Origin of the sequence: Escherichia sp. WS338, assembly GCF_046486405.1 — a bacterium.
Classification (GTDB): domain Bacteria; phylum Pseudomonadota; class Gammaproteobacteria; order Enterobacterales; family Enterobacteriaceae; genus Escherichia; species Escherichia coli.
On the sequence record NZ_JBJQLL010000053.1, the window covers coordinates 1 to 18,710 of the forward strand.

At 49.8% G+C, this 18,710-nt stretch carries 13 protein-coding genes and 8 pseudogenes; 9 read left to right on the forward strand and 12 right to left on the reverse strand.

The window, feature by feature from the left end; translation table 11 throughout:
- Positions 1-112 precede the first annotated feature (112 nt).
- From ACJHWT_RS23570 to ACJHWT_RS23585, 4 genes and pseudogenes are all read right to left on the reverse strand, one after another.
- A pseudogene (locus ACJHWT_RS23570) lies at positions 113-565 on the reverse strand (GTPase); the annotation flags it as partial.
- Positions 566-648: 83 nt separating this feature from the next.
- The gene (locus tag ACJHWT_RS23575) at positions 649-1,800 is read right to left on the reverse strand and encodes a hypothetical protein (RefSeq protein WP_000514094.1); all 1,152 of its coding nucleotides are present in this window, start codon (positions 1,798-1,800) and stop codon (positions 649-651) included.
- A gap of 1,130 nt (positions 1,801-2,930) precedes the next feature.
- Positions 2,931-3,068 (reverse strand): annotated as a pseudogene (locus ACJHWT_RS23580) (AAA family ATPase); the annotation flags it as partial.
- Between the two features lie 14 nt (positions 3,069-3,082).
- Positions 3,083-3,289 (reverse strand): annotated as a pseudogene (locus tag ACJHWT_RS23585) (IS21 family transposase); the annotation flags it as partial.
- A 129-nt stretch (positions 3,290-3,418) separates the two neighbouring features.
- Between ACJHWT_RS23585 and ACJHWT_RS23590 the strand changes: the two are divergent.
- The 3 genes and pseudogenes from ACJHWT_RS23590 (at position 3,419) to tnpC (ending at position 5,681) form a co-directional block, all read left to right on the forward strand.
- Positions 3,419-3,751 (forward strand): transposase, encoded by a 333-nt coding sequence (locus ACJHWT_RS23590; protein ID WP_050586387.1) that lies wholly within the window; start codon positions 3,419-3,421, stop codon positions 3,749-3,751.
- Complete coding sequence (gene tnpB / locus ACJHWT_RS23595) at positions 3,748-4,095, forward strand: IS66 family insertion sequence element accessory protein TnpB (RefSeq protein ID WP_000609174.1); 348 nt, start codon at positions 3,748-3,750, stop codon at positions 4,093-4,095. Before ACJHWT_RS23590 ends, tnpB begins: the two co-directional genes overlap by 4 nt.
- 49 nt (positions 4,096-4,144) lie before the next feature.
- Positions 4,145-5,681 (forward strand): annotated as a pseudogene (gene tnpC, locus ACJHWT_RS23600) (IS66 family transposase).
- 958 nt (positions 5,682-6,639) lie between these two features.
- Here tnpC and ACJHWT_RS23605 read toward each other — a convergent pair.
- From ACJHWT_RS23605 to ACJHWT_RS23615, 3 genes are all read right to left on the reverse strand, one after another.
- A complete protein-coding gene (locus ACJHWT_RS23605; protein ID WP_000813432.1) occupies positions 6,640-7,242 on the reverse strand; it encodes a hypothetical protein in 603 nt (200 codons plus the stop codon).
- A 93-nt stretch (positions 7,243-7,335) separates the two neighbouring features.
- Entirely contained in the window at positions 7,336-7,542 is a 207-nt protein-coding gene (locus ACJHWT_RS23610; protein ID WP_000235213.1) for a helix-turn-helix transcriptional regulator, read from the reverse strand.
- Between the two features lie 1,128 nt (positions 7,543-8,670).
- Positions 8,671-8,871, reverse strand: coding sequence for a hypothetical protein (locus ACJHWT_RS23615; protein ID WP_001297900.1), 201 nt, complete (start codon positions 8,869-8,871; stop codon positions 8,671-8,673).
- A 199-nt stretch (positions 8,872-9,070) separates the two neighbouring features.
- Between ACJHWT_RS23615 and ACJHWT_RS23620 the strand changes: the two genes are divergently transcribed.
- From ACJHWT_RS23620 to ACJHWT_RS23640, 5 genes and pseudogenes are all read left to right on the forward strand, one after another.
- Positions 9,071-9,640, forward strand: coding sequence for an inovirus Gp2 family protein (locus tag ACJHWT_RS23620; RefSeq protein WP_000221530.1), 570 nt, complete (start codon positions 9,071-9,073; stop codon positions 9,638-9,640).
- A gap of 259 nt (positions 9,641-9,899) precedes the next feature.
- A complete protein-coding gene (locus tag ACJHWT_RS23625) occupies positions 9,900-10,301 on the forward strand; it encodes a putative zinc ribbon protein (RefSeq protein ID WP_000270974.1) in 402 nt (133 codons plus the stop codon).
- On the forward strand, positions 10,289-10,696 hold the full coding sequence (locus ACJHWT_RS23630) for a zinc-ribbon domain-containing protein (protein WP_001221623.1): 408 nt from the start codon (positions 10,289-10,291) through the stop codon (positions 10,694-10,696). The genes ACJHWT_RS23625 and ACJHWT_RS23630 overlap by 13 nt, the downstream gene beginning before the upstream one ends.
- A gap of 283 nt (positions 10,697-10,979) precedes the next feature.
- Positions 10,980-12,599 (forward strand): annotated as a pseudogene (locus ACJHWT_RS23635) (ISL3 family transposase).
- Between the two features lie 79 nt (positions 12,600-12,678).
- Positions 12,679-12,971, forward strand: a pseudogene (locus tag ACJHWT_RS23640) (gamma-glutamyltransferase); the annotation flags it as partial.
- A 39-nt stretch (positions 12,972-13,010) separates the two neighbouring features.
- Here the strand turns inward: ACJHWT_RS23640 and ACJHWT_RS23645 are convergent.
- From ACJHWT_RS23645 to ACJHWT_RS23665, 5 genes and pseudogenes are all read right to left on the reverse strand, one after another.
- Positions 13,011-14,045: a phosphotriesterase-related protein gene (locus ACJHWT_RS23645; RefSeq protein ID WP_000656352.1), complete on the reverse strand. Its 1,035-nt coding sequence runs from the start codon at positions 14,043-14,045 to the stop codon at positions 13,011-13,013.
- A 2-nt stretch (positions 14,046-14,047) separates the two neighbouring features.
- Positions 14,048-15,013 (reverse strand): DMT family transporter, encoded by a 966-nt coding sequence (locus ACJHWT_RS23650; RefSeq protein WP_000739816.1) that lies wholly within the window; start codon positions 15,011-15,013, stop codon positions 14,048-14,050.
- A 56-nt stretch (positions 15,014-15,069) separates the two neighbouring features.
- Positions 15,070-15,828, reverse strand: coding sequence for a glutamine amidotransferase (locus ACJHWT_RS23655; RefSeq protein ID WP_001066367.1), 759 nt, complete (start codon positions 15,826-15,828; stop codon positions 15,070-15,072).
- A gap of 13 nt (positions 15,829-15,841) precedes the next feature.
- On the reverse strand, positions 15,842-17,056 hold the full coding sequence (locus ACJHWT_RS23660) for a PfkB family carbohydrate kinase (protein ID WP_000667429.1): 1,215 nt from the start codon (positions 17,054-17,056) through the stop codon (positions 15,842-15,844).
- A gap of 195 nt (positions 17,057-17,251) precedes the next feature.
- A pseudogene (locus ACJHWT_RS23665) lies at positions 17,252-17,612 on the reverse strand (transposase); the annotation flags it as partial.
- Positions 17,613-17,673: 61 nt separating this feature from the next.
- Here ACJHWT_RS23665 and ACJHWT_RS23670 point away from each other — a divergent pair.
- Positions 17,674-18,364, forward strand: a pseudogene (locus ACJHWT_RS23670) (transposase); the annotation flags it as partial.
- Between the last annotated feature and the right edge of the window lie 346 nt (positions 18,365-18,710).

The following is an 18,710-nucleotide window of genomic DNA, read 5'->3' on the forward strand; positions in this document are numbered from 1 at the left end:
ACAAAATGAGTCAAAAGTGATCTCCATCGATGTTATTCAGCGATCTGTTCAAATGTTATTACCCGATCTCGATGGAAGTTATTGAGTGATCTCCTTTCATGAAAATACGCATCACCACAAACAGTACCCGCTGATGTCCCCGGTGCAGGATGTGTCGCCAGAAATACGCATCCACAGACAGGGCACGGTCATCGGCTTTAATCAGCCACAGTACCAGGTCCAGTTCGAGCAGAATGTCACGGTACAGGGCTTCATACTCTGCATCCCTGTCCCGGCTCTCGCCCACCCCGGGCAGGTCAGTGATAACCATGCTGTGACCATGGCCATTCAGACGGAAGCGCTGCACTTCCCGGGGGCCGGCGTGAACATCACTGACCGGGGTGACCTCCCCCTGAAACAGCGCATTACAGAGTGAGGATTTACCGGCCCCGCTTTTACCCATAATGCCAGGCACGGGTTCGTGACTGGTGAGTTTGCGCAGATGTTCCAGGATGTGACGGGAAAGTGAGTAAGGCAGGGAGGAGAGCGGTTTTTCAATTGCCTCAATGGCATCAGACGGATTCATACATGTATTCCCGGTGAAAAAAGACAAAACCCCGCGCACCGGAAAGGTGGCGGGGGATTCACGGAAATAATATCTGTCTGAAATTATCTGGAATCGATTTGGCTGTTCTGCCTGGTTGCCACCAAATCATGGTACGCCTGCTCAATCATTTCATTCAGCAGTTTTTTTGGGAGGACACCACGACTTCGGGCAATACTTTCAAGCTGTTTGTGGATTTTTCCGGACAGTTTCAGAGGGACGGAACCATCAGCACGTTCATCACGCCTTTTTTGTTGTTCCCGGGCACTTTTCAGCTCATCAAGAAGAATCGCTTTATGCTGAATCCTGGGGGCCTGGAAGGAGACCTGCGTAAACTTCGCTCTGTTCCGTCTGGGATTACTTTCCAGTAAAAACTGTACCTGTTGCTCATTCCAGCCCTCCCAGTTATCAAACGTGGCGCAGGCAAACCAGTATTTCTGCTCCGGGGTAAGGGGATTCAGCGGGGTTCCCACACACCGGACCTGCATGGCGTTCCATAACCAGTCACACTGTTCACTGTCCCTGCTGTCCACCCACGAAAAGGGGGAGGGGTAATCATTGTTTATGCTGGCCCATTCAGAGAATACTGAGTTGATAATCGTCCTCGTAGCCTCTGGTCCGGATTTCAGCAGGTAACTGGAGCAGAACCATATAATTTCACGGTAGATTTTATCCGGATGCACGGTGCGCATCGGCTTTTCTCTGGGACCGGCAATCTTCGGTTGCGATGGAAACCCCGTGGCAAACCGCAGATGTTCCGGGGGCATTCCTGAACGTTTTTCAGGAATGGGTGTGAGTCCTGCGTTTCTGGTCTTTTCCGCTTGTCCGGTATTGCCTCCGGCCGGAGTGTTGTCGGGAGTATCTTCCGGAGGCGAGGTGTTTTCATTAGTTGGGGGAACAACAGCAGAACTGTCCATCTCCGGAATGGGTTGAGGGGCATAATCACTGTGGTAGCCAGGGGAAAGCGTTAAGTCCCGAAGGATGACATCAGGTTCCGGGCAGTGAGTGCCACCGGGAGTGAACGGGAGTTGTTGCTTTTGGGAGAAAAATGTATTGTGAATGCGGGTATACAGCTGGAACAGAAAAAAATAAGATGCCCGTGGTTCTTTTTTTAACCACTGTGTATATTCCTCTATGGCACCGAGCTGTTGTTTGTGCCGTTTTACAGCATCGATATACGGACAGCTGGTGCAGATATCATCCAGTTCCTTTCCCACAATACACCTCACCTGCTTTTCTCACATTTGCAGATTTTAAAAAAGCAAACAAAAACCTCCGTACATGATGTACAGAACAATCTACCAGGTAGTGGCGTCAGAAAACCTCCGGGCCGCCTGCACTTTCCGGAATGCGCCGGTTATGAAAAACCGGAAATTCAGTCTCTGTTGTAAGATGTACCCTCTGATACTACGTTTTCTCTGTGTATTTAACTCACTGTATTTATTGTCTTTTTAAGCTTGACTGATATTCTCCGGTCATAGTGTGCCGGATATACATCCCGTAAACTTCTCATTTTTATATAAAAATACCTGCACTCTCTTCAGCGCATCTGTCTCCTTTAAGTAAAAAATGTTTTCACGTATTGCTGTAAATTCATTTTAAATCAGTATATTACCTTGATATTGCTGTCTCCTGGTTTGATGCGTAATCGTTCTGCCTTTCTGGATGATTCTGGTGCTTCCGGGTGCATTCTCCTCTGCACATGCAACAGTTCGTCATCGCCACGCTCCCAAAAAGCATATAAAAACGAATCGAATTTGATATTTTTTTCAATCGTTTTTCATAGGAATTTCGTAGGGTATTCTCCGCTATAACCTCCATATTTGCTGTCTTTTTCTTCATAAATCGTATGCAATATAGCCTGTCTGTCAAGACCTCTTCTCTGCTGTTGAGGAGACGATCTCATTTTTGGTCTTTTCCGGGAGAGAGGCTGTCAGATGAGCGAGCCGGATATACTGTCAGAGGTACACCCCGTAGCAGACCTGTGCTCCCATTTCCGCGATCCGGAACCAACAACACCCTACGGTTAATACCATTTGAAGCGTCAGGTACTGCAGGAAGTTCCCCCCTGCGCGGACATCGGTTCCTGCCGACATCTCACAATACGGCCAGACTGTCATGCAGTAACACCCGCATGCGGTCTGCGGTTTTAAGCGCACTCTCCCGTTTTCAGTGCACCGATAATGCGTCATAGTAAGTCTGGGGGAAGTTACGGAATGCCTGTTAAGTGGTGCCGTGGGTGGAGACAGCTTACTTTTCTACAGCAACTGCAGTCATTCAGGATGATCAGGAGATATTCTGTCAATGTCACGATCCTGCCATTTTCGTACCCGCTAAGATACTTCCGTTACTGATGCTGTCCGCTTTTCACCATTTCATCCTCACTGACAGGCGTTGCGTTTTGGGTCATCACCACAGCTTTACGTTTCTCTTTTAACCGGTAACGCTCTCCTTTGATATTCAGCGTGGTTGAGTGATGCAGCAGTCAATCCAGGAGCGCTGTTGTCCGGCAACCACCATATCAACTTCTTCCCGGGTGTGGCGGAGAGGTGGTATCCTGGCTGAGTTTCGAAGCGAACCGTTCTTTTTGACGGGCGCATTTTACGTCCGGGCTGAATGTAGTAACGCGGCATGGAACGTCGGCCCGTATACCATTGCCTTAATCTCCGCAAAGATAACCTCGTCATTCCGGACATTCTCTGTAAGCGTCGTCTGAGTACCGTCTGGTCCCGAATCCAGGATCCTGTAACTTAAGCACCCACTTATTTTGCAGGTGGACACCTCATGCGCGCTAAAGAAAGACTTCCCCGGAAACACTATTCCCCTGAATTCAAAATGGAACTGGTCAGGCTGGCTCTTGAAGAAGAAGGCAGTATTGCCGCACTGGCCCGGAAACATGACGTCAATGATAACCTGCTCTTTAAATGGATAAGGCTCTGGCAGCGTGAAGGGCGGGTCTGTCGGCCCCGAAAAAACTCATCGTCGCTTCCTGCCCTGATACCCGTGCAGCTTCAGGCGGGCTCTTCTCTCCCAACCTTCGAACTACCATCCTGCTCTCCTCCCGCTACCTGCCACATAAAATGTCGGGGAGGAGAAATAACACTGACTCATCCCTCTGCTGAACTCATGAGCACTGTCCTGCGCGAACTGATGCGGGGGCCTGTATGATAAATCTTCCCGCAGGCACAAAAATCTGGCTGGTTGCCGGTATCACCGATATGCGCAACGGCTTCAATGGCCTCGCCGCAAAGGTGCAGACCGCGCTGAAAGATGACCCGATGTCCGGCCACGTCTTCATCTTCCGGGGACGCAGCGGCAGTCAGGTAAAACTGCTCTGGTCCACCGGCGATGGTCTGTGCCTGCTGACAAAGCGACTAGAACGTGGTCGCTTCGCCTGGCCCTCAGCCCGCGATGGCAAAGTGTTCCTGACGCCGGCGCAACTGGCGATGCTGATGGAAGGTATCGACTGGCGACAGCCAAAGCGGTTACTGACATCCCTGACCATGTTGTAGCGCTCTTTATCCTGGTTGTCGCAGAATAAGCCTGGTAAAATACAGGCTTATGAACGACACCTCTTCTGACGACATCCTTCTGCTGAAACAGCGCCTGGCCGAACCAGGAAGCGTTGATCCACGCCCTGCAGGAAAAGCTGAGCAACCGGGAACGCGAAATAGACCATCTGCAGGCGCAACTGGATAAGCTGCGCCGGATGAACTTCGGCAGTCGTTCCGAAAAGGTATCCCGCCGTATCGCGCAAATGGAAGCTGACCTGAACCTGCTGCAGCAGGAAAGCGATACGCTGACCGGCCGGGTGGATGACCCGGCAGTGCAGCGCCCGCTGCGTCAGACCCGCACCCGCAAACCGTTCCCTGAGTCACTCCCACGGGATGAGAAGCGGCTGCTGCCGACTGAGCCGTGTTGCCCGGAGTGCGGTGGTTCGCTGAGTTACCTGGGTGAGGATGCCGCCGAACAGCTGGAGCTGATGCGCAGCGCCTTCCGGGTTATCCGGACAGTCCGTGAAAAGCATGCCTGCCGTCGGTGCGATCGCATCGTTCAGGCCCCGGCTCCTTCGCGCCCCATCGAACGGGGGATCGCCGGACCGGGGCTGCTGGCCCGAGTGCTGACCTCAAAGTATGCAGAGCACATACCGCTGTATCGCCAGTCGGAGATCTATGCCCGCCAGGGTGTAGTGTTGAGTCGTTCTGTACTGTCGGGCTGGGTGGATGCGTGTTGTCGTCTGCTGGCACCGCTGGATGAAGCCCTTCAGCACTATGTCCTGACCGACGGCAAACTCCATGCTGACGATATGCCTGTCCCGGTGCTGTTGCCGGGCAATAAGAAGACGAAGACCGGGCGCTTATGGACGTACGTTCGAGACGACCGCAACGCCGGATCAGCGCTGGCCCCCGCAGTGTGGTTCGCTTACAGCCCGGACAGAAAAGGTATCCACCCTCAGACCCATCTTGCAGGCTTCAGTGGCGTACTGCAGGCTGATGCCTACGCCGGGTTCAACGAGCTCTACCGCGACGGCCATATAAAGGAAGCCGCGTGCTGGGCCCATGCCCGCCGAAAAATCCACGATGTTCACGTCCGTACCCCGTCAGCCCTGACGGAGGAGGCGCTGAAACGGATCGGCGAGCTGTATGCCATCGAGTCGGAGCTCAGAGGTAAAAGAGCAGAGGAACGGCAGGCAGTCCGGCACCAAAAAGTGCTGCCGCTGCTGGCGTCACTGGAGGGGTGGCTGCGGGAGAAACAGAAAACCCTCTCAAGGCACTCAGAACTGGCGAAGGCGTTCGGGTATGCGCTGAACCAGTGGCCGGCGCTGACCCGCTATGCAGAAGATGGCTGGGTGGAGGTGGATAATAACATTGCCGAAAACGCCCTACGACTGGTCAGTCTGGGGAGAAAAAACTGGCTGTTCTTCGGCTCGGATCATGGTGGTGAGCGCGGTGCGTCACTGTACAGTCTTATCGGGACGTGCAAATTAAACGGCGTGGATCCGGAACGCTATCTGCATCATGTACTTGATGTCATCGCCGACTGGCCTGTGAACCGGGTGGGTGCTCTGCTCCCGTGGCGGGTTACTCTGCCCGCCTGACCAGCTTCACTTCGTCAATACGGTTCTCACTGCACGCTTACCATTCTCTGCCAGGCATATGTCGATGTAATCCATAAACGATTTCAGCTTACCCCTTTTGTGGCCAGTCTTTCTGGCTGGCGGTTCAGGGGATGTTTTCTGGTTATCGTGTACCACAAAGCAGGGATATTGCCCCGATAGTCACATTTCAGATTGATCGCGGTCTGAAGATGTGGCACTGAGGTAACGTGCTGGTGTCACTGGTATTGCTGAAGTTATGGTTTTTCGGGGTCAGGTGAGCCTGTTGTGTGTATGCTTTTTGTTCAGGTCAGAGGGGGACTGTGTGGACAGCGGCTTTTGTCTCCGGGCATTCACGCCTGAACGATGAATGCGATTTTCAGCAATATTTGTCTTTGTGACACTCTCTGGTTGAGAAGCTAATGCGCGCCCCTGTTTCCACAGAGAATGAGGCTTGCCATCAGCCGAAACATCAGTATTCCACGCCATACAGACGGCGCCTGACCATGTGCTGATGCAGGTAAAATGTTTCACTACAACTGTTCGGGTTGCTATGCAACGAAACAGCGATTCTCACGATCTTTAACTGCAACGTTTTTCCGCCTGAAAGCTGACTGCCTCCTGCTGAGGTGGGAGGCTATGATTCAGTGCGTTTATAGTCTCCGGGGTATGCATGTACCGGAGCATACCATTTCTGGTGGATAACAAGCCGGCACATTCAGACTGCAGTGAAGATGGAGGCACCTGGTTGTGAAGAACGTTTCTGCCCGTGGCTGCTTCGCATCATCAATGGTATTCATACCCGCTCAGAAATGACCGGGTGCTGAAGCCCTCCGTTATCGCGCAGTATAATGACGTATATGATCTGTGGACGAGTGAGCGGCGTGCCTGATGTACGCCGCTATTACTGTATTTTACCACAGGGCTGGTTTTCTGCTGCCAGCCCTGTGGTTCTCAGACATCAACTGTGAGCGGCATCAACCGATGTACGGTATGCCATAAGCACGTACTGATCCATCAGATTTGTCAGTGGTTCACTCTGACCCTGACGTGCAATGATCCATTGCTCCAGATCTTTTTCTGATTTGTGTTTCAGGTTTTTCGTCCAGTCGTCAAGGCTGTTTCCGGTCATTAAGTCAAGCCAGCAGAGCCAGACCAGTTTGAGACGTAACTCCGTGCCGCCAAACTGACGGAAGAGGCTGATCAGTTTGTTTGCCAGAGAATGTTGCTTCAGGCGCTCACATTCAGACAGCAGGATCCCTTCCAGCATCGGATGATGAACCAGCAGGTGTTCGCTGGTGCATAAATTCACCACCAGATCATCATCCAGGGACGGGGAGCTCCGTTTGTCCGGACCATAAATCAGCCGGTGCAGACTCTGGGGAACGATGGCAATCTCCGGTTTTTCGCCATTGAATGACACCCACCCGGGCGTCAGATTATGGAAATAGTAGATATTCGGATGACACACGCCCCATGATACGGCGTGCCGGGTGAAGCCGGTCAGCCATTTCTGGTAGTTTTCATGGAGCAGCTCGTAACGGGTCTGATACTGTTGTTTCATTTTCATATTCCTCACGGGGGATAACAGGCAGCAGAGCGCCGCCGGCAGGCCGGAGATTGCGTCTGCTGTGGGCGAAGGGTTAGTGGTTAAAAATTACAGACGGGACTGTGCAATACGCGCCTGCAGCCAGGCTTCCACTTCACTTTTCAGCCAGCGGGAGCTGCGCCCCATTTTGATGGGCGCAGGAAAGCCCCCATCTTTGATGAGTTTGTCAAACCACTTATCGGTAAGGCCGGTCAGTTGAGTGATAAACGCCATGTCGACCATCTGGTCATCCATCAGCGAAACTGGGGTAGCCATGAGAATGTTCCTCCGGATGTTGTTAAACCAGCCGGTGTGGTCATGAAAACAGCGCGCCACCTTCACCGGCATAACAACCGGGGAGAAACGTAAAAAATAATCGGGAATGTGGCTGTCCGGAGATAAACGGGGGGATTGCGATGGCAGAGCCGTAGCGGAATCCCGGGGGGGGGGGGGTTGCGAAAAGATGCTTCCGCACGCACGCGCGATAAAGAGGGGATAGTTTTCGTGAGGACAGGGAGAGAAGCAGGCGTTCTGATAATTGCAGAGTTGTTTTCGGAGGTGGTTACAGTGAGTCAGCCCGTTCCTGGCGAGCAGGAGACTGATATCACCGATGGGATAAGGTTGTCTGATTGGTATTATAAATATAAGAAGTCATCAGAGAGTAACGTAAAGGATTTGCCAGAATAACCTAAGAGAGTAAATCTCTCCGGTAACAGAGCGCTGTGAAGCATTCTGTATCAGAGTGCAGATACATGAACGCTGATGCGTAAAATCAGCAGTGACACGCCAGCTCCCCCTATGCCCATTCCTGTATAAGACATGAACTGAGTGTATTAATGCTTCTGCCCTGAGACTGAGCCGGTGAGTGAGGGGCTGAGAAATCCCTCTTGACACAGCTCTAACCAGAAATACTTCCCCGGTTGTTGCGGTGCGTCCGGATCCCCGATAACGGAACACTAAGGCTGTATTGCGGGACACCGGGTAAGTAGCAGCCCGTAAGGCGTTCTGTCAACGCCAGAAAAAATGATTTCCCACACGCGTTATAGACTCACTCCTGTGGACCTGGAAGCCCGTAACTCTGCGGTTGCCCACTGACTGACGGAACTGACCGCAAATTTTACGAGTGCGTGCTGGGCTTCAGTCTGGTCACCTGAGCGTTCGGTAACGGAGGCGCGGGCGGTAATAGGCTGATTTTCAGGTATTACCGGCTTACAGCGTGTGGTTGATATTGAGGGGCTGTGAGTTTCGCGTATTTGTCAGAAACCCAGACGAGTTTTCCTGTATGGGACGAAATAAGGCAGCGGCAATACCTGGAAAAATTTAATATGGTATGAAGGAGAACCTGTCGGTTACGCTTAATATACCCGGTACACTGTCAGCTCAGGGGATACATGAACCGTTATCTCACCAGCTACACAGTATATACACACTGACGCTGACAGTAGTCAGCAGGACCACAATAATCAGTGCCAGCAGTATGGTAACGATACGGTCTGTATTCCGGTAATAGCCGAAGGGGTCGACAGAACCACAATACGGGCAACACACTGTATTATGAGTAATCGCGTTTCCACAGTCCCTGCACTTCTTTTTGCGTATCACCATCACTCCCTCCTCACAGCCTTACCCGTAACCGGTTTTTTACATTAAAAAAACAACGCTGAAAATTCAACCGTCAGTCCGGAGACGACCGTTCGGGTTATCACAGAGTGCCTGAGACAGTGTCCTGCCGGAGGTCACTTCAGGGACTCTGCGCATTTTTTACGACGTGGCTATTCCGTATGAACCATACGGAGATTTAACCATGACCTACAAATACAACCCCTTCTGGCAGCAACGTATTCGTGAGACGGTGCGGCACGCACTGAATGTTCATCCCCGCCTGACGGCATTGCGGGTTGACCTGCGTTTCCCGGATGTACCGGCAGCAACGGACGCAGCTGTGATATCCCGCTTCATCAATGCCCTGAAAGCCCGAATCGACGCTTACCAGAAACGTAAGCATCGGGAAGGTAAACGCGTGCATCCCACAACCCTGCATTACGTCTGGGCCCGGGAGTTTGGGGAGTGCAAAGGTAAAAAACACTATCACCTGATGCTGCTGGTTAACCGGGATACCTGGTGTCGTGCCGGTGATTACCGTGCTCCGGGATCACTGGCCGGGATGATTAAACAGGCGTGGTGCAGTGCCCTGGGAGTGGATGTCGGGTGCCATGCCACGCTGGTGCATTTCCCGGCCTGGCCGGCGGTGTGGCTGGAACGCGATGATGACACTGGCTTTCAGCAGGTGCTGGAACGTGCTGACTATCTGGCGAAGGAACATACCAAAGCTCACTGCACCGGTGAGCGCAATTTTGGCTGTAGCCGGAGTTGAGCACGACTGGCGCGCCAATACCCGGCAAACCAAAAGTATGGGTTGTTGTCTGGCGGCAACGATGTATCCACTCGCCCACTGACTGTTTTTTACGTCAGTGTTCCATTGTGTGACAACCACAGTGCTGTAACAGCAACCAGCCTGCTTTACCCAAACTCCAGTCCAGATTTTAACTGAACCGCCATTCACACCCTGACCACGCTGCCCGTACCGGGACGGCTGTTGCCTGCGTGTCGTCTGGCGGCTGAGGAATATGACTATGTACGCAAAATCCTTTATCGCTCTTGATGGCAACGGACGTCTGACGGGCGCCCGTACTGCACAGGCCGCACCTTATGCTAACTACACCTGCCACTTGTGTGGCAGTGCACTCAGATACCATCCGCAATACGACACTGAACTTCCCTGGTTTGAACACACTGACGACAGGCTGACAGAGCACGGTCAACAGTGCCCTTATGTCAGGCCGGAGCGCAGAGAAATACAGTTGATTAAACGTCTGCAGCAATTCGTACCGGATGCCTTACCCGTGGTGCGTAAAGCCAGCTGGCACTGCAGACAATGTCACCACGATTATTATGGGGAGCGGTACTGCACACACTGCCAGACCGGAGGATTCAGTATTCCCCGGACAACTCAGGAGGAAATATGCGAATTCTGAACTGTTATATGGCGAATGACAGCAAAGGCCATTTTGTTACGGCGAAAGAAGCAGCGAAGCACAACCGCCAGGACGTTTTGTGCTGTGTGTCCTGTGGATGCCCGTTAACACTTCAGCGGGGCAATGACGGACAACCACCGTGGTTTGAACATGACCAGATGACTGTCGCTGAGAAAATCCTGCTGCGATGCACCTGGCTTGACCCGGCAGAGAAAGAGGCCCGTCGTTTGCATCTGCAGGGTATGACGGTTCCGGATTATACGGTGAAGGTGAGAAAGTGGTTTTGTGTGATGTGTGACGAAAATTATGAGGGGGAAAAGTGCTGCCCGAGTTGTGGTACCGGGGTATACAGCAGGGAGGGGGGGCAGGAGGGCAACTGGAAGGATAGGAACTGAGCGGTTCAGTCGCGGAAATCAGTTGCAGAGCTGTAATGATATCTCCGGGAGTGCTGCGTTGGTAGGGGCATCCCGGGATAGAGAAATTTTAGCACTTTGCCCTGAATGATTGTAGACGTCCCGAGTACTCGTACCGGTCTGAGTTATTACAGTTAGATATTCACTTTTTCTCCCGCATACTTCACATCTGTCAACGACGGATGAAAAGTGGTTCTTCCGCAACCTGGGTGGAAGAAAATGGATGAAACTTTCTGGCGAACAAGGATCTAAGCTGTTTTAAGTTATGGGCAACGCAATGCACTCTCTTAAGACACTTCTACAGTTACCTTGCGGATGGCGATGCAGTCGACAAATTATTAGCTCTGACGGTATAACCCTCCATCTCCACGGAAAACGCAAAACAGCACAATGTCCTGAATGCTTTAAGCGTAGCGACTCTGTTCATAGTTGTCGTCGGCGCCGGATACAGCATCTACCCTGCTCAGGGCAGACGCTATGGCTTGTATTTTCCGTCCGCCACTGGTACTGCCGTAACCCGGCTTGTTCACGTAAAATTTTTGCCGAGTCGCTTGCTCCCTTCGCCAGTTCACACCAGCAGTCTTCACAGGCGTTACAAAATTAACAACGTCAACTGGGATTAATAGCTGGAGGTGAGGCTGGAAAACGGGCTGCAACGGCAGTGGGTCTCCGTTGCAGTGCTGATACTCTTCTTCGCAGGCTTATCAATACCCCGGAGACGAAACAGTCAGGCGCGCCTCATGTCGGTATTGATGAGTGGGCGTGGCATCGGGGCCACTGCTGCGGTATGTTAATAGTCAATCCTGATACTCACCGTCCCCTCGTCCTGCTTCCCGGCCGTGATCAGCGTACGCTGGCGACCTGGTTCAGAAAATATCCGGAAATACAGGTTGTCTCGCGTGATCGCAGTGGAGTCTATGCGACAGCAGCACGTGAAGGTGCACCTCAGGCCAGACAGGTGGCCGATCGATGGCACCTGCTAAAAAATATTGGTGATGAGCCTGAACGAATGATGTACAGACATATGCCTCTGATACGTCTTGTTGTCAGAGAGTTATCACTGAAGAAATCACCTGAGCCAGAAATATCTGTGCCTGTAGCATCGCTCCGTCGTCTGGAACGCCTTAAACAGCACATCCGCAAAAAACGGCATCAGCGTTGGACAGAGGTTATGGCCCTGCATAACAAGGGATGTAGTTTCAGGGAAATATCCCGTATTACAGGCCTGTCGCGAGTGACAGTCAGTCGCTGGGTGGGTTCAGGAACATTCCCTGAAATGTCAACCAGGCCTCCAAAGCGAGGGCTTCTGGACCCATGGAGGGAGTGGTTAAAAGAGCAACGAGAATGTGGTAATTATAACTCCGGCCGGATATGGCGGGAAATGGTGGCCAGGGGGGTTACAGGCAGTGAAACCATCGTCAGGGATGCTGTTGCCAAATGGCATAAAGGCTGGATCCCACCGGTTACTACTGCCGCAAGACTTCCTTCAGTGTCACGGGTAAGCCGCTGGTTGATGCCCTGGAGAATAATCAGGGGTGAAGAAAATTATGCTTTCCGATTTATTAGTCTGATGTGTGAAAAAGAACCGGAGTTGAAAATAGCGCAGCAACTGGTACTCGAGTTCTACCGTATTCTGAAAACCTAAAATAAATCACAGCTAAGCAGCTGGTTCACTCGGGTCCACGAAAGCGGCTCAGCAGAACTTCGGTGCGTAGCTGCGGGGATGGAAGCTGATGCTGCGGCTATATGTGAGGCAATCAGCAGTCGCTGGAGTACTGGTGTTGTCGAAGGTCATGTAAATCGCCTGAAGGTGCTGATACGCCAGATGTATGGTCGAGCCGGACTTGAACTACTTAGGCGGAGGGTAATGAGTCCACTGGCATGAAAATCTTCACCTAGGTTGAGGAAGAGCCACTTTTGCACTGTTCGTGACAGTATGGCCTTTATGTACTCACTTTGTTACCGGTAGCTGGATCATCACTACCGTGCCGCAAATGGTGGTGAACAGCATCAATTGTGGAATGAATGTTGCCGAAGCGACCAATGCGCCTCGTTTCCACCATCAGTGGTTGCCGGACGAGCTGCGTGTTGAAAAGGGTTTAGTCCGGATACGCTCAAGCTGCTGGAAGCAAAAGGTCAGAAAGTGGCGCTGAATGAGGCGATGGGCAGCACGCAAAGCATTATGGTTGGGTCGGATGGTGAGTTGTACGGCGCATCCGACTCGCGCTTGGTGGATGATTTAACGGCGGGGTATTAATTGACATCCCCCGGCGCAATGTGCCGGGGGATAATGGTTTTATGCGGTCAATAATCGTCCGGGATTATCGATACAGAGTTTTTTGAGGATCGTTTTATCGACGCCGCGCTCCGCCAGATAGGCCAGAAAAACATCTGGAACAAATCCCCAGCCATTACCGCCATTTTTAGCCCACATTTGTTTAAGGAAGACATCGTGGCTGAGAACAAGCTGATCGGCGTATCCCAACTCAATGAGATGAGCGACGGCATCGGCAGTCTCCTGCACCCCTGGCGCTATTCCCTCTTTCGGGAAGGTAATGTCTAGGCCAATCATGTCGAATTCCAGCCAGACACCTTTATCAAGCATTTTCCGCTGATACGCCACGTCTTTTCCTGACGGATCCGAGTGTGCGAGAGAGACTTTATTTGGCGAGACGCCCATTTCACCTAACACAATGTCGAGTACTTCATCACCGCGACGAAGCCAGCCCGGCATGTGAATATTCATCGCCACATGAGGATTGTTAATCTGTGCCAGCGAGGCAGCCCGCAAGCTGTTATGCTCGGCTTCGGTAAATGTCGGTGAGACACCTATTTCACCGATCATTCCGGCACGAATATCCGTATCGCCAATCCCTTGATTCAATTCTTTATCGATCGTTGTCGCTAGTTCATCAACCGTTTTATGAATTCTCTGGCTTTCAAATTTTTCCAGGTAGGGACCGGAGGAAGCAACAATATTCAGACCTGTTTTTAATGCGACTTCTCGTAATGCCTGCGCATCTCGTCCGATAGACTCAGACCCTGTGGCATCAACAATGGTGCGACCACCGAGCGAGATAAAGTTATTAATTTCGAAGATCACATCTTCAATAGGTTTGCGGTCCATATTATCAGCGCAGCAATAAGGATCGTGTTTTAATGCCCACTGGATTTCTGCCGTGACTTTTTTATCAACAAGCCGTTGTGAAAAAGGATAGCAAGGAGCATCCACAACAGAGGAAAGATCGTTGAACAGATGTTCATGAGGAAGTGTTAGCCCCATATCTTCACGGGCGACGGGGCCCGTCACAGTTTGTAGATAATCTTTCATGATTATACCTCCATTTTCTTCATTGTTTTCGAGGCTCTGTATTCCGGAATAGTGGTAACAATTGCACCGACCAGTGCAAACAGTGTTCCGATGATCGTGACCAGATAAACGGTATTGCCCAGCGATGGAATTAATACGTCAATCAATACTGATCCCAGTAACTGGCCCGCCGTTGAAGCAACCCCCAGCATCAGTAACCCAAGACCTCTGACCAAAATGGCCATTAAACCGATAGACATTAGTCCAAGCGGGCCGCCAAGATACATCCACCAGACATCTGGTAATTGAACAGTGACGTGCCCTAATGCGACACGAATAGCTAGCGCTGTGCCTAAAACACAAAATCCAACGATGAAATTCCAGGTGATTGAAACCAGCATGGATCCCGTAGCTTCAGCTACTTTTGCATTTCCAGCGGGCTGCCATCCTGCAAGCAAACCAGCTAAGAACGGAAGAATGGCAAGTAAAATGAAAGAGGTAGAATGCCACTGCGGTGACACAACAAAAATCGTAGCAATAACCGCAAATAATGCACCGATGATGCGATAAGGGGTAAAGTATTTTTTCTCGTCGACACCGATACCAAAGCGATCGCAAAGTAAACCAGACAGCAATAGCGCGGAGATCAGTGCGGTCTGAAACGTTGCGACCCCGAGTGCGCTGGCTGATGCGCCTTCAGAAAATACCACCATCGCTCCACAGAGACCGGCAAACCAGTTCCAGAGAGGAACTTTTCGGTTTTTAATCAGAGAAGGAATTGCCGCAAATTGTTGCCGGGTTTCTTTTCGCGCCATAATAATAAAAAACATCACGACTAAACCACTGGCAAAGGAGATAACTGCGCATGCATTACCGTCCTGTAACCAGTGACCTAATTGACCATTCACCGCTGATTGCATAGGGGAGAGCATACCCGCAAGAATCGTGGCAAGCATCCATAAGGGAGTTGAGTACTTATTCTTTTTCATACATCAATCCTTCTATTATAGTAAATGGAGTAACTGGTGTTACCCCATTATTATTATTATCTTGCAATATGAGTCAGTATATTTACCCACAACGCGGTATAGAACGGCCAGGACATAAACTGCTGTGTACCCCAGTGCGGTGAACAGTCACTCATAAAGCAGGCTATTTTCCCGTTGTGATAGTTACCAAAGACCAGTAATGGATCGTTGTTTATTGTTAATACCACCTCAGCATTTTCTTTAGCGATCGCCCGGTTATAACCTAGGAAAAAAGGATATTCAGAGAACCCTTTAATAACCGGATGGTCAGGTTGTGATGGCTGTGCAATAACCCCCTCTGGTTTTTCGACACGATCGTCACCATCTAACATCGTAACCGGGAGCACATCAGCCAGAACTGTATTTTTATAATTGGCTTTTGCTTCAATTCCCATGAATGAGAGATAGCCGCCAATCATCAATAACCCACCACCGTTATTCACATATTCTTTAATCAGTTCGAGAGCGTTTGGTTTTATGCGAAGCTGATAAAAAGTATCATTTTGTAGCAGGAAAGTATTACTACCAATATCACTAATAACGATGGCATCATATTGTTCTAACTGTGCCACATCTTCAGGGAAGGCAATTTGTACCGTATGTGCCGGCATATAGGTGACATCTACCTGACTATTTTTCAGACATTGGAGTAACCAGGTCGCACCTTCTTCATATTTACTTGAGGTAAAACTGTCATATCCTTTTGAATGAATCATATGAATATGCCAGGATTCTCCAATAAAGAGCACCTTTAGTGATTTTTTGGTGTTATTCATTCTCTGTCCCTTCTTAATGCGTAAAAATAGTTTGCTGATAATGTATACTCTGAATTCGATGTATCACAGATTCATGTTCAGGCATGTCGGAAGCATTGCTTGTCTCCACCGCCAGGGATGCAAAGGCGCTGGCATAACACAGTGCTGATTCCAGTGATTTTCCTTTCGCAAGTCCTGATGCCAGAGCGCCGTTAAAAGCATCCCCGGCTCCTGCCGTATTTTTAACGACCGCTGGAAACGCTGGCGAATGAATGAATTTTTTGCCATCAAATGCGAGTGAGCCCTTGCTACCGAGCGTGATAACCGTGTTTTTTACCCCTTTATTGTGGATAGCTTCTGCAGCTCGTTTAGCTGATTCAAGATCGTGTACGTCTATGCCGGACAGTAAACCAGCTTCTGTTTCATTGGGGGTGATATAATCAACATCCTGAATAAGTTCGTTGACGATATCATTATAGGGTGCCGGGTTAATAATGACCGGGATACTGTTTTTTTGCGCCAATGTGATCGCTTGTTGCAGAGCGGTATAATTTGTTTCGAGCTGCAGAAGTATGACATCAGAATTAATAATCGCTTCTTTCTGAATAGTTATTTCATCGGACGACATTGTCATGTTGGCACCGGGATAGATCGCAATAACATTATCGCCAGTACCTTCATTAACAAGGATCGTGGCAGTTCCGGTTTGCGTTTCTTTCGTTTGATAAATTATACTTTTATAAATCTTAGACGAATTCATAAAGTTGATCGCATAATCACTAAAGTGATCTGTACCTACTTTTGTTATGAAATAAACATCAGTATCGGCAAAGCTTGCTGCCAGCGCCTGGTTACAACCTTTTCCCCCCGGTGAAAATATAAAATTACTTGCCAGAAGCGATTCTCCGATAGTGGGAAGCCTCGGCAAATAACTGATGATATCAACATTAAACGAACCAATAACGCATACTTGACTTTTCATAGTTGAGTGGCCTTTTTTTATTCCCTGGGCTGTATCATAATTTTCAAGCGCATAAGCGATTTCATTTTTCGCAATAGTATCAAGCGAGTCTAGGACGATAAAAGCACCGCCATGACATCGAGTCAGATAGCCAAGTCTGGCAAGTTCATTAAGATCTGATCGAATAGTTTCTTTCGTTACATTGAGGCTATTGGACAGATCGGATACTTTTACAGAACCGAATTTACTGAGTCGTTTCAATATTTCATGATGGCGTTCAAATTTCATGCTTCACCTCACTTCAGTTACGTTAATATCTGTCGATGTATATTGATGTGATAATCACCATAAAGTGGCGGGGAAAAGCAAAAAAAATCAAAAATAGCCGGAGAAAAGGTAAGCGTTAATGGAGAATCATATTGATGCTTATTTATTGGTGAGAACTACGTTCCATGGCAGGAGTTCATCAATACGGTTGGAAGGTTATTCCGGCAGTACGCTCAGGATATGGCGCAGATACTCTTCCGGATCAATGTCGTTCAGAAGGCAAGTGCCGATAAGCCCATACAACAGTGCACTGCGCTCGCCGTCGAAGAACATAAAGTTTTTATTTCCGAGACAGATGGCACAAAGGGCTTTTTCCGCGGCATTATGTCTGCCTCCGCCTGACCGTCAACACTGTAATAACAGAGTGCGCCCCACTGATTCAGTACACAGCTGAACCATTCTCCCAGTCTGGATTTTTGGACAGCGTGGCATTTTTCTCCACCATCCACGCATGCAGTGAGTCCAGTAACAGTTTGCTCTTCCTCTGCCTGACCACAAGATGTTCTGGTTCTGGCATACTGAATTTGGCCACCTGAGCATAGGTAATATGCTCACCTTAGAACAACACAGATGCTCCAATGAAAAAAGGAAATTTCAGCGCAGAGTTTAAACGCGAATCCACTCAACTAGTTGTTAACCAGAACTTTACGGTGGCAGGTACCATCCAAAGCTATGGATGTCGGTCTTTCCACAATGACAAGATAAGTCAAACAACTGCGTGATGAGCATCAGAGCAAAACACCAAAAGCCTCTCTGATGACACCAGAACAAATCGAAATACGTGAGCTGAGGAAAAAGCGGCAACGTATTGAAATAGAGAATGAAATATTAGAAAAGGCTACGGCGCTCTTGATGTCAGACTCCCTAAACAGTTCTCGATAATCGAGAAGCTCAGAGCGCATTATCTGGTGATCGCACTTTGCCATGTGTGCAGGATTCATCGAAGCAGCTACAGAGATTGGAAAAACCGTCCTGAAAAAAAGACGGTAGACGGGCTGTATTACGTAGTCAGGTAATTGAGCTTAATGGCGGAGCAAGGAACATCGCCACAATTGCAACCCGGAGAGACTACCAGATGGGACGCAAGCTTGCTGGCAGTCTCATGAAAGAACAGGGGCTGGTCAGCTGTCAGCCGTTGACCCTCCGGTACAGGCATGGCAGTCATGAACTTGTAGCTATCCTAAGAACTTGAAGGGCGCTTAGCTGTGACACAGCTAAATCAAGTATGGTGACGTGACCTATATCTGGACTGGTAAACGATGGGGATACCCGCTTACGCGAGAGCAATAAGTGGCTGGCCACCATTCTCGATACAAAACTCTGCTGAATAGCAGCGATTTTCCCAGCGTGGTGCGTCTTTTGCATTTTACTGGTTCTGAGTTATCAATTATCTGTTCACTAATGACTACTCTAAAAAGTTGTATCAATTTAAGTGATATAGGGAGTCTGGAGATTCAGGGGGCCAGCCTAGGAACATTGGTTACATTTTTAGTTTCCAAACATTTTATTGTTCGAACTTCGGAGCAATCAGATTATCCAGATTGAATGTCTTCTCCCATTCTTCCTGTGTGAGTAGCTTACGTTCGACAACCACTATCTGATGGAGGGATTTGCC